General features: G+C 71.4%; 9 protein-coding genes. 7 read left to right on the forward strand and 2 right to left on the reverse strand.

Going from position 1 to position 10,663, the window contains the following annotated elements:
- Positions 1–79: 79 nt before the first annotated feature.
- The 4 genes from GFD30_RS03305 to GFD30_RS03320 all read left to right on the forward strand — a co-directional run bounded on the left by GFD30_RS03305 (position 80) and on the right by GFD30_RS03320 (position 5,803).
- Positions 80–2,452 (forward strand): ATP-binding cassette domain-containing protein, encoded by a 2,373-nt coding sequence (locus tag GFD30_RS03305; RefSeq protein WP_194201828.1) that lies wholly within the window; start codon positions 80–82, stop codon positions 2,450–2,452.
- Between the two features lie 195 nt (positions 2,453–2,647).
- Positions 2,648–3,607 (forward strand): acyl-CoA desaturase, encoded by a 960-nt coding sequence (locus GFD30_RS03310; protein WP_153023749.1) that lies wholly within the window; start codon positions 2,648–2,650, stop codon positions 3,605–3,607.
- 114 nt (positions 3,608–3,721) lie between these two features.
- Positions 3,722–4,426, forward strand: a complete 705-nt coding sequence (locus GFD30_RS03315; protein ID WP_153023750.1) for a hypothetical protein — start codon at positions 3,722–3,724, stop codon at positions 4,424–4,426.
- A gap of 138 nt (positions 4,427–4,564) precedes the next feature.
- Positions 4,565–5,803: an MFS transporter gene (locus GFD30_RS03320; RefSeq protein WP_153023751.1), complete on the forward strand. Its 1,239-nt coding sequence runs from the start codon at positions 4,565–4,567 to the stop codon at positions 5,801–5,803.
- Between the two features lie 251 nt (positions 5,804–6,054).
- Here the strand turns inward: GFD30_RS03320 and GFD30_RS03325 are convergent, their stop codons facing one another.
- Entirely contained in the window at positions 6,055–7,020 is a 966-nt protein-coding gene (locus GFD30_RS03325; RefSeq protein WP_153023752.1) for a helix-turn-helix transcriptional regulator, read from the reverse strand.
- A gap of 169 nt (positions 7,021–7,189) precedes the next feature.
- Between GFD30_RS03325 and GFD30_RS03330 the strand changes: the two genes are divergently transcribed.
- Together GFD30_RS03330 and GFD30_RS03335 are read left to right on the forward strand one after the other, a co-directional pair.
- Positions 7,190–7,774 carry a TIGR03086 family metal-binding protein gene (locus tag GFD30_RS03330; RefSeq protein WP_153023753.1) on the forward strand — a complete coding sequence of 195 codons (585 nt, stop codon included), beginning with the start codon at positions 7,190–7,192 and terminating at the stop codon, positions 7,772–7,774.
- A gap of 240 nt (positions 7,775–8,014) precedes the next feature.
- Positions 8,015–8,791 carry a class I SAM-dependent methyltransferase gene (locus GFD30_RS03335; RefSeq protein WP_322632905.1) on the forward strand — a complete coding sequence of 259 codons (777 nt, stop codon included), beginning with the start codon at positions 8,015–8,017 and terminating at the stop codon, positions 8,789–8,791.
- Between the two features lie 38 nt (positions 8,792–8,829).
- Here GFD30_RS03335 and GFD30_RS03340 read toward each other — a convergent pair whose 3' ends face one another.
- Positions 8,830–9,657 carry an SDR family NAD(P)-dependent oxidoreductase gene (locus GFD30_RS03340; RefSeq protein ID WP_153023755.1) on the reverse strand — a complete coding sequence of 276 codons (828 nt, stop codon included), beginning with the start codon at positions 9,655–9,657 and terminating at the stop codon, positions 8,830–8,832.
- A 93-nt stretch (positions 9,658–9,750) separates the two neighbouring features.
- On the opposite strand from GFD30_RS03340, the gene GFD30_RS03345 reads away from it, so the two are divergent.
- Positions 9,751–10,329: a TetR/AcrR family transcriptional regulator gene (locus tag GFD30_RS03345; RefSeq protein ID WP_153023756.1), complete on the forward strand. Its 579-nt coding sequence runs from the start codon at positions 9,751–9,753 to the stop codon at positions 10,327–10,329.
- Positions 10,330–10,663 lie beyond the last annotated feature (334 nt).

The raw sequence follows: 10,663 nt of genomic DNA on the forward strand, positions 1-10,663 counted from the left end.
TCCGGGGCCGTCGGTCCCCGCCGGTAATCTCGGCGGCGGGCCGTTTCGGCCCCGGAACCGGATGGAGACCTCAACGACCATGGCCACCAGCAAGAAGACACCCGCGGAAGCCGACAGCCACGACCTGATCCGGGTGCAGGGCGCCCGCGAGAACAACCTCAAGAACGTCAGCGTCGACCTCCCCAAGCGCCGCCTCACCGCGTTCACCGGCGTCTCGGGTTCGGGCAAGAGCTCGCTCGTGTTCAGCACGATCGCCGCCGAGTCCCAGCGGCTCATCAACGAGACCTACAGCGCGTTCGTGCAGGGCTTCATGCCCACCCTCGCCCGCCCCGACGTCGACGTCCTCGAGGGCCTCACCACCGCGATCATCGTCGACCAGGAGCGCATGGGCGCGAACATCCGCTCCACCGTCGGCACCGTCACGGACGCGAACGCGCTGCTGCGGATCCTGTTCAGCCGCCTGGGCGACCCGCACATCGGCGGGCCCGGCGCGTTCTCCTTCAACGTGCCCTCGGTCTCGGCCTCCGGCGCGATCACCGTCGAGCGCGGCGGCAAGACCATCGCCGAGAAGGCCACCTTCAACCGGCTCGGCGGCATGTGCGCCCGCTGCGAGGGCGTCGGCTCGGTCAACGACTTCGACCTCACCGCCGTCTACGACGAGGACAAGTCCCTCAACGAAGGCGCCATCATCATCCCCGGGTACTCCATGGACGGCTGGTACGGGCGGATCTACCGCGCCTCGGGCTTCTTCGACCCCGACAAGCCGATCAAGAAGTACAACAAGCGCGAGCTCCACGACCTGCTCTACAAGGAGCCCACCAAGATCAAGGCCGAAGGCATCAACGTCACCTTCGAGGGCCTGATCCCCAAGATCCAGAAGTCCATGCTGTCCAAGGACATCGAGGCGATGCAGCCCCACATCCGCGCGTTCGTGGAGCGGGCCGTCACCTTCCAGACCTGCCCCGAGTGCGAAGGCACCCGGCTCGGCCCCGAGGCCCGGTCCTCCAAGATCAAGGGCGTGTCGATCGCCGACGCCTGCAAGATGCAGATCTCCGACCTCGCCGAATGGGTCGCCGGCATCGAGGACCCCTCAGTTGAGCCCCTGCTCAAGGCGCTGCGCGACCTCCTCGGGTCCTTCGTCGAGATCGGCCTCGGCTACCTCTCGCTCGACCGGCCCTCCGGAACCCTCTCGGGCGGCGAGGCCCAGCGCACCAAGATGATCCGCCACCTCGGGTCCTCGCTCACCGACGTCACGTACGTGTTCGACGAGCCCACCGTCGGCCTCCACCCCCACGACATCGAGCGGATGAACAACCTCCTGCTCCAACTGCGCGACAAGGGCAACACCGTCCTCGTCGTCGAGCACAAGCCCGAGGCGATCGCCATCGCCGACCACGTGGTCGACCTCGGCCCCGGCGCGGGCACCGAGGGCGGCACCGTCTGCTTCGAAGGCACCGTCGAGGGCCTGCGCGCCTCCGGGACCCTCACCGGCCGCCACCTCGACGACCGCGCGACCCTCAAGGCCGAGCTGCGCCAGCCCACCGGGAAGCTCGCCGTCCGCGGCGCGAACGACAACAACCTCCAGAACGTCGACGTCGACATCCCGCTCGGCGTCCTCACCGTCGTCACGGGGGTCGCCGGCTCCGGGAAGTCCTCTCTGATCCATGGGTCGGTCGCCGGCCAGGAAGGCGTGGTCGCGATCGACCAGAGCGCCATCAAGGGCTCGCGCCGGTCCAACCCCGCCACCTACACGGGCCTGCTCGAACCGATCCGCAAGGCGTTCGCCAAAGCCAACGGCGTCAAACCGGCCCTGTTCAGCGCCAACTCCGAAGGCGCCTGCCCGACCTGCAACGGCGCCGGCGTCGTCTACATGGACCTCGGCATCATGGCCTCCGTGTCGACCACCTGCGAGGACTGCGAAGGGAAGCGGTTCCAGTCCGCAGTCCTGGAGTACAAGCTCGGCGGGAAGGACATCAGCGAAGTCCTCGGCATGTCGGTGGCGCAGGCCGAGGCGTACTTCGCCGAAGGCGAGTCGAAGATCCCCGCCGCCCACAAGATCGCCCGGCGCCTGCACGACGTCGGCCTCGGCTACATCAAGATCGGCCAGCCGCTCACCACCCTCTCCGGCGGCGAGCGCCAGCGCCTCAAGCTCGCCACCCACCTGGGCGAGAAGGGCGGCGTGTACATCCTCGACGAGCCGACCACCGGCCTCCACCTGGCCGACGTCGAGAACCTCCTGGGCCTGCTCGACCGCCTCGTCGACTCCGGCAAGTCCGTGATCGTCATCGAGCACCACCAGGCGGTCATGGCCCACGCCGACTGGATCATCGACCTCGGCCCCGGCGCCGGCCACGACGGCGGCCGGATCGTCTTCGAAGGCACCCCGGCCGAACTCGTCAAGCGCCGCGACACCCTCACCGGCAAGCACCTCGCCGAGTACACGGGAGCCTGAGCCCCCCGGGCGGGCCGCGACGCGGCCCGCCCGCCCCGCGCCCATCGCATCCAGGCACGGCAGCACGGCCACCCGGTAGGCGTACACCCCCTGTGGCAGGGGGCGCCCGCAGTCCGAAAAGCACCGATCCGCCCCACTGCGTTTCCACGCCCGCGCGCCCACGATAGAAGGGACGAATCGAAAGCGAGGTCCGCGATGGCGACATTGACTCCGACCGCCCCGGTCCCGGCCGCACCCAAGGCCGGACCCCGGCCCATCCACGGCGAGAAGCGCGACGCGGGACGCCAGTCCCTCGTCTACCTCTTCCTCCTCGTCCCGATGGCCGCGCTCGCCGCCGCCGTCCCCTTCGCCTGGTCCACCGGGCTCCTCTCGTGGACCGACATCGCCCTGACGGTCGGCTTCTACCTCCTGACCCTCCACGGCATCACCGTCGGCTACCACCGCCTGTTCACGCACGGCTCGTTCAAGCCGAACCGGCCCGTGAAGATCGCGCTGGCGATCCTCGGCTCGATGGCCGTGCAGGGCCCGGTCATCACCTGGGTGGCCGACCACCGGCGCCACCACGCGTTCTCCGACAAGGAGGGCGACCCGCACTCGCCGTGGCTGTTCGGCACCTCCGCCTGGGCCCTCACGAAGGGCTTCTGGCACGCCCACATGGGCTGGATGTTCGAGCCGCGCAACACCACCAACGAGGAGCGCTTCGCCCCGGACCTGCTCCGCGACCGCGACCTCGTCATGATCGACAAGCTGTTCTGGGTCTGGACCGTCGCGACCTTCGCGCTCCCGGCCGTGCTCGGCGGCCTCATCACGATGTCCTGGCAGGGCGCGGCCACCGCGTTCTTCTGGGCGGCCCTGGTCCGCGTCTCGGCGCTGCACCACGCCACGTGGTCGACCAACTCGATCTGCCACATGATCGGCGAGCGGCCCTTCAAGAGCCGCGACAGGGCCGCGAACTTCTGGCCGCTCGCGCTGCTCTCGGGCGGCGAGTCCTGGCACAACTCCCACCACGCCGACCAGACCTGCGCCCGCCACGGCGTCAAACGCGGCCAGATCGACACCTCCGCGAGGGTGATCCGGCTGATGGAGCAGGCCGGCTGGGTCACCGACGTCAAGTGGCCCACGCCCGAGCGGCTGGCCCGGCTCGCCGCCGACTAGGACCGACGCTTCCGAGGGCGGGCCCGTATCGCGGCCCGCCCTTCGGCGTTCCCGCCGGCGGCACCGGGGTGGCAGAATCGGGACGCCCCTGCCTCCGACCCCGGGACCCGCCTCATGATGCCGCCGCAAGACTCCCGCGAGGAGACCGCCGTGGCCGACCGGCTGCGGCCGCACGACCTCGTCCTGTTCGCCGTCGCCATCGCGCTCGTCGCCGCCCTCCCGTGGATGCTCGCGAGCGCCGGCAGCGAACCCGTCGAGTACCGCGACCACCAGACCGGGCAGGACCGGACCGCCCCGGCCTGGGTCGGGGTGCTCGTCTTCGCGGTGCCGCTGCTCGCGTGGTCCGCGATGAAGGCGTGGAACCTCTTCGCCGGACCTGCGGCCGCGACGCTCGGGCCCGGCGGCCTGCGGCTGTACGAAGAGGTCGGCGGGCTCTACCTGCGGCGCGATGTGCCGGACGTCGACGTGCCGTGGAGCGAGGTCCATCGGATCGTGTTGTGGCGCAGGAGGATCCGCTGGCTCGGGTTCGTTCCGGGATGGACGACGCAGGTCGGCGTCGAGAAGACCGGCGACTGGTACCAGGTCTCCCGGAAGGAGCCGACCGCGCGTGAGCTGGCGAGCCGCGAGCACCGCCCCGACGGCTCGCCGATCCGCCTCGGCTCGATGCTCTCCGCGCGCAGCGTGCGCCTCACCCCGGCCGCGGCCCGGCGCCTCGCGGCCGCCGTGGCGAAGTACGCGCCGAGTGTCGCGTTCGTGGACGAGCGCATCGCGGGCGAGTCCCGCGCCGTCGAACCGGTGGACCGGCGTCCCCGGAATTGAGCGGCACCAGGAACCGCCGCGACCGGCCGCGCTGTCCCGGCAGCAGGCTCCCCGGCCGCCCCACGACAGGATCTGTGACTCACCTTACTGCCATTCACTGACACACTTTGTCAGTGAACCTGCCGCATCCTCATCGGCATGACGACCACCGCCCAGGCCGCCCGCCCCGCCCCCGCGGCCGTGCCGCCCCGGAACCGGGCCGAGCGCCTGCTCCTGCCCGCCACGTTCATCACCAGCCTCGGCAACGGCATCCAGCTCGTCGCCGCCGCCGTCCTGATCTTCACCACCGGGCAGAGCGCGCTCGCCGTCGGCTGGCTCTACATCCTCGTCTCGATCCCGCCCGCACTGCTGTCGCTGTGGTTCGGCACGATCGCCGACCGCTTCGACCGGCGCACCCTCTGCCTCATCGCCGACCTCGCCGGCGCAGCCGCGGCCGCGTTCCTCCCCGTCTGGATCCTCACCGGCGGCGACCCCGGACCGGTCGCCTACGGGACCGCGTTCGCGCTCTCGCTGCTCTCGGCCATGTTCATGCCCGCGAGCAACGCCCTCATCAAGGAGCGCGTCCACCCCGCCCGCACGGCCCGCTTCAGCGCCCACTACGAGATGGCGATGCAGGCCGGCCTGCTCCTGTCCGCCGCCGCGGGCGGCATCCTCATCCACTACGTCGGGACCACGCCGCTGTTCATGTTCAACGGCGTCACCTTCCTCGCCTCCGCGGTCGCCCTGTGGGCCATGCGAAAAGCCCCCGTCCGCAGCGACACCGCCGACCGCGCGGCCGCCGCCGACGGCGTGCCGGGCGCGCCGCTGGTGCGGCTCGGCCTGCTCTACGCCTGCGGCCAGACCATGATCATGGTCAGCAACACCACGCTGATCGTCCTCGTCTACGACGCCTTCGACCGCGGCGCCGGGGTGTACGGGATCGTCGACGCGCTGGCGGGCCTGGGCTTCTGCGTCGCCGCGGCGCTGTACCCGCGGTTGAGCGCCCGTTTCGGCGAGTTCCGGACGGCGGTCGCCGGCGGCATCGGGTGCGCGCTGGTGTCGTTCGTGCTGCCGCTGCACCTGGCGGTGCTGCTGCTCGCGGTCCCGCCCGCGGCGTTCATGGTCGGACTTTCGCGGGTCGGCATGCGCTCGATCCTGCTCCGCTCCGTCCCCGAGCGTCGCGCCGGCCGCCTCTTCGGAGCGGTGAACGCGGCCGGCCTGGGCTTGAGTGCGGCGATGACGGTCCTGGTCGCAGCGGTCGCCGACGCCACGCACATCCGGTACGGCTTCTACGTGCTCGGCGCCTTCTGCGCCATCATGACGGCCGCCACGGCGTTCACCTTGCGCCGCAAGATGAATGAGGCACCGCCCCCGGGGTCGGGGATGTCGCGGCAGTGAACCCCCCGATGCAAGGGTGACACTCGGGTCCGACACGCTTGCCCAGAGCCGTTCCCCGAGGTCGGGGGTGTCGGTTCCGCAGACCCCGATGCAAGGGTGGCACCGGGGTCCGACATCGAGCGGTGCGGCCACCCGAGATGCGCTCCCGGTGCACGCCGCCGAGCATTCGCGGCCCGCAGCGAGCCCCGCGAGGCGTGAAGATCAAGGACCGGCGGCGCATGCTCGCACATCCTGGCCCGCAGCGGGACCGTTCAGGCGTGGAGGTCGAGGACCGCTTGTGCGCGTTCGCGCATCATGGCCCGCAGCGAGGCCGGTTCGAGGACTTCGACGCCGGCGAGTTTCATGAGCTCGCCCGAGGCGTTCCACTCGGTCTCGATGGGGATGGTCGCGACGGCCCAGCCGTGTTCGTCGCGGTCGGCTTCCTGGACGGCGGCCACGGTGTCCGCGTCGAGGTTGTCCGGGGCGCGTTCGACGGCCTCGGGGGAGAAGCGGACCACGGCGGTCCCGCGGTAGCGGCGGGCGTCGAAGGCGTCGAGGTTGCCGGCCCACCACGCGGCCAGGTCGAAGTCCGCGGGCCGCTCGAACGGCTCCTCCGTCTTCGTGGCGCTCAACAGGTTCGCGACCTTGTACGGCAGCGCCGGTCCCGTCCCCTGCGACGCCGCGAGGTACCAGCGGCCGCCCTTGAGCACCAGTCCCAGTGGGCGCAGGTCGCGTTCGATCTCGCGCGGCTCCTTCCACCGCCGGTACCGGACGCGGACGGTCCGCTGCTCCCATGCGGCGTTCGCGACCAGCGCCAGGAGCGGTACCGGTTCGGACCGCTGGAACCAGGCCACCACATCGAGGTGGAACAGCCGCCGCGCCCGCTCGGCCCGCTCCCGCTGCTGCGGCGACAGCGCCGCCGAGAGCTTCAGTTCCAGTGCGGCCAGCTCGGTCTGGAGCCCCAGATCGGTCGCGGCCTGCGGCACGCCGGTGAGCGCGAGGGCTTCGGCCTCGCCCTCGGTGACTCCGGTGAGCCGCGTCCGGTACCCCTCGACGAGCCGGTAGCCGCCTTCACGCCCGCTCTCCCCGTAGATCGGGATCCCCGCGCCCGCAAGCGCTTCCGCGTCGCGGTACACGGTGCGCACCGAGACGCCCAGCTCCGCCGCGAGCGCGTCGGCGGTCATCCGCCCGCGCTGTTGGAGCAGGAGCATCATCGACACCAGGCGGCCAGCACGCATCCCGCCAGTATCCGCGCGGGTCCGACAGTCCGGCCCGGGCTCTTGGGGGAGCAGCGGCCGAAGAGCGCGAGAAAATCCCGGCTGAAAACTGGAATGGAACGTTCCCTTCTGCTATGCTTGGATCATGAGGCGGTCCCCCGGACCGTTCCGAACCCCGAAGGGACGCGACATGACCACCGAATGGAACCTGCTGGCCGAGGCTCACACCGCGCTGCTCGACGCCGTCAAGGGCGTCGGGGCGGACGACTGGAACCGCCCCACCCCGTGCTCGGAGTGGACCGTCGCGCAGGTCCTCCAGCACGCCGCGGGCGACCAGCTCGGCTTCGCCGCCGCGATCACCGGCGGCGACGGCCCGTCGTGGAACCCGTTCGCGCCCTCCGGCGAGCCGATCGAGGACCCGGTCGCGTTCACGACGGTCGCGATCACCGCCGCGGCCGACGCGTGGGCCACTGTTGCCGCTGACGCCGCCGAGGTCCCGGTGCCGGTGCCTCCCAACGTCCTCGACGCCGTCACCGGCGTCGGCGCCTGCGCCCTCGACGCCGCCGTCCACGCCTGGGACATCGCCGTCGCCACCGGCCGGCCGCAGCCGCTCTCGCCCTGGGCCGCAAGCGAGATCCTCGTCGCCGCCAAGCAGATCGTCGAGCCGCTGCGCGCCTGGGGCGCCTACGCCCCCGCGCTCGCGCCCGCCGACGGCGACGACGCGGTCACCGCCCTCCTGCGATACCTCGGCCGCGACCCCGAGTGGACCGCCTGACCCCGAACACCCGCACCGGGGCCGCGGCATCGCCGCGGCCCCGGTGCGCTGCAACGCGTTCTGGCTATGCGACGACCGTGTGCACCTGCTCGCCGACGACTCGGCATCCGACCCGCTCGTACCGGCGCTTGGCGGTATCGCAGGACGGGTCGGGCAAGGGCCCGACGCCGGTACGTAAAGCGTTTGCGGCTCAGTGCCGTGCGTCCTAGGCTCACCTCCACCACGACGATCGGAGACCCCGTGACGCGACGAGCGCGCAGCGCCGACTGGGACTACGGCGAACTCTCCGCCCGCGTCTACGAACTGGACAAGCCCGCCGGCAGGTCGCTCGGCGGCGACGTCGAGTTCTACACGCGCCGCCTCGGCGCCGTCACCGGCGAGATCCTGGAGCCGGCCGTCGGCACCGGCCGCATGCTGGTCCCGCTGCTGCGGCACGGCCTCCGCGTCACCGGCTACGACACCTCCGAGCACATGCTCCGTATCTGCCGCGACAACCTCGCCGCCGCGGGCCTCGAAGCCGACGTCTTCATCGGCGACATGACCGCGTACACGAAACCCGGTGTGTACGAGGCCATCCTGGTCCCGACCGGCTCGATCGTGCTCGTGCCCGACCGCGATGCCGCGGTTCGGGCGCTCCGGTGCATGCACGAGAGCCTGCGCCCCGGGGGCCGCCTCTTCGTCGACGTCCCTCCGCCCCGGCTCCTCACCGGACCCGGCGCGCTGCGCCACTGGCAGGACGGCGACTCGGAGCTCCTGATCCTCCAGACCATGCACGTCGATCTCGACGAGGTGAACCAGCGCGTCGTCCGCTGGCTCCGTTACGAGCTGTGGCGCGAGGGCCGCCTCGTCGAGACCCAGCTCCAGAACAGCCCCATGCTCTGCTTCGGCGCCCAGGAGTTCCGGATGCTCCTGCGCGAGGCCGGGTTCACCGACGTCGCCGTGTACGGCGACTACGACGAGGACGCCGAGCTCGCCGCCGACGCTTCGATCTGGACCTTCGAAGCCGTCCGCGCCTGACCGAGCCGGTTGCGCCGCAAGCTGATCGATGCAGCCGCTCACCCGTTCAGGATCTCGAGCGTGAGCCGGTGGAGCCGGTCGGCGGCCTCGGGGTCGAAGTCCTTGCCCGTGAGCGGGAGCGGCTTGCCGCGGCGGAAGGCCGAGACCGGTTCGGCGGGCGGGTCGTCCATGAGGGCGGCCATCGGGACGACGGCCCGTTCCACCCGCTGCGCCAGCAGCAAGGCGAGGGTCTTGGTGACCGCCCGCATCGGCTGGGGCAGCGGGTCGGCCATGCCGGTCTTGACGAACAGCGGGTTGTAGAGGACGTAGCGGATCTTCGTCCCGGGATGGCTGCGCGGGAAGCCGACGCCGAGCAGGTCGTTGCATCGCGACGCCTGCATCGCGGCGGTCTTCCCGCTGTAGCCGCGCCGCAGTTGCGGGTCGTCCCAGTGGATCCGGCCGGGCAGCCCGCCGGGGCCGGCCAGGTTGAGCACGACGGGGGCCGCGGCGCGGTCGAGGAGCCCGGTCAGCTCGTGCCCGATGACGAAGCGGCTGAGGTAGGACAGGGCGAAGGTGTACTCCAGTCCGTCGGCGGTCTCCTCGCGGCGGGCCTGGAAGCGCTGGGTGGCGAACACGAGTCCGTCCAGGACGTCGAGGTCGGCTTCGACCTCGGCGACGGCGGACCGCATCCCCGCCACGGTGCTCAGGTCGGCTCGCAGGAACCGCGCGCGGCCGGCGGCCCCGAGGCGCTCGGCCTCCGCCATGAAGGCGCGGCCCTTGGCGGGGTTGCTGGCGACGGCGATGACGCGGTCGCCGCGGGACAGGAAATGCAGCCCGAGCCCCTTGCCGATCCCGTCGGTGCCACCGGTGATCACGTAGGTGCGCATGGCATCAGCGCCTCTCTTCATAAGTCAGCAGTCGATGACAAAGCTAGCGTGAGGCGCTCGATAAGTCAACAACTGATGACTTATGCTGACTTCATGAGCGAACCCAAACGCCGCGACAAGGCGGCCACCCGGACAGCCCTCCTCGAAGCGGCCCGCCGGCGCTTCACCGAGCACGGCTACGACGGCACCGGCGTGCGCGACATCGCCGCGGACGCCCAGGTCGACGCGACGCTGATCTTCCGCTACTTCGGCTCGAAGCAGGCCCTGTTCGACGAGGCGGTCCGCGTGGACGTACCGCAGGGCCTCGGCCGCGACGGGCGGCGCGACCCCGCGGCGCTCGCCGGCGAGCTGCTGCGCGAGATCGTCTTCACCGACCGCACCGCGCCCGGCGCCGAGCACCCCCTGTTCGTCATGCTCCGCTCGGCCGGACGGCCGGAGGTGCGGGCCCACCTGCGCGAACAGGTCTGCGACGAGTACCTGGCCGACTTCGCCGAACGCCTGCCGGGTCCCGACGCCGGGCTGCGTGCCGAACTCATCGGCGGCCTGCTGCTCGGCATCGGCCTCATGCGATCGGTCATCGGCTCGCCGGCCCTGTCCGATTCCTCGATCGAGGAGACCGGAGGACTCGTCGCCGAGATGGTCGCCGCACTGCAAGCGGCCCCGCCGCAGTAGCGCCGCGGACGAGCCAGGCTGTTCAAGGTGCCCAGACGCCGCCGAGCCCCGATTCTCGATCTTTGAGGCTGGTTGACGGTGCGTTCGGGTCGGGTCTGAGCGGCAGCGACGAGGGGCGGGAGTCGGTGGTGGGTTTGATGGCGTGTTGAGGGTGGGTGCAGGTGCAGGGCGGCGGCGACGACAGCCGGTGCATGGCGCAGGCTCGGGGGCGTGTTGCCGGTTCGTGCGGGTCGGGGTCAGAGCGGGCGACGAGGGAGTGTCGGCCGGGCGGGTGTTCGAGGCTCGGGCCGGGGCCGGTTGCGCTCGCCCCGGGTTCGGGGTCGGACCATATCGA

Source organism: Glycomyces albidus, assembly GCF_009451885.1.
Taxonomy (GTDB): Bacteria; Actinomycetota; Actinomycetes; order Mycobacteriales; family Micromonosporaceae; genus Glycomyces; species Glycomyces albidus.

Bases quoted from the DNA above. Each gene is read 5' to 3' on its own strand.
- GFD30_RS03310 (WP_153023749.1), top strand. From the start codon at position 2,648: ATGGCGACATTGACTCCGACCGCCCCGGTCCCGGCCGCACCCAAGGCC.
- GFD30_RS03340 (WP_153023755.1), bottom strand. From the start codon at position 9,657: ATGCGCACCTACGTGATCACCGGTGGCACCGACGGGATCGGCAAGGGG.
- GFD30_RS03315 (WP_153023750.1), top strand. From the start codon at position 3,722: ATGATGCCGCCGCAAGACTCCCGCGAGGAGACCGCCGTGGCCGACCGG.
- GFD30_RS03320 (WP_153023751.1), top strand. From the start codon at position 4,565: ATGACGACCACCGCCCAGGCCGCCCGCCCCGCCCCCGCGGCCGTGCCG.
- GFD30_RS03305 (WP_194201828.1), top strand. From the start codon at position 80: ATGGCCACCAGCAAGAAGACACCCGCGGAAGCCGACAGCCACGACCTG.
- GFD30_RS03330 (WP_153023753.1), top strand. From the start codon at position 7,190: ATGACCACCGAATGGAACCTGCTGGCCGAGGCTCACACCGCGCTGCTC.
- GFD30_RS03345 (WP_153023756.1), top strand. From the start codon at position 9,751: ATGAGCGAACCCAAACGCCGCGACAAGGCGGCCACCCGGACAGCCCTC.
- GFD30_RS03325 (WP_153023752.1), bottom strand. From the start codon at position 7,020: ATGCGTGCTGGCCGCCTGGTGTCGATGATGCTCCTGCTCCAACAGCGC.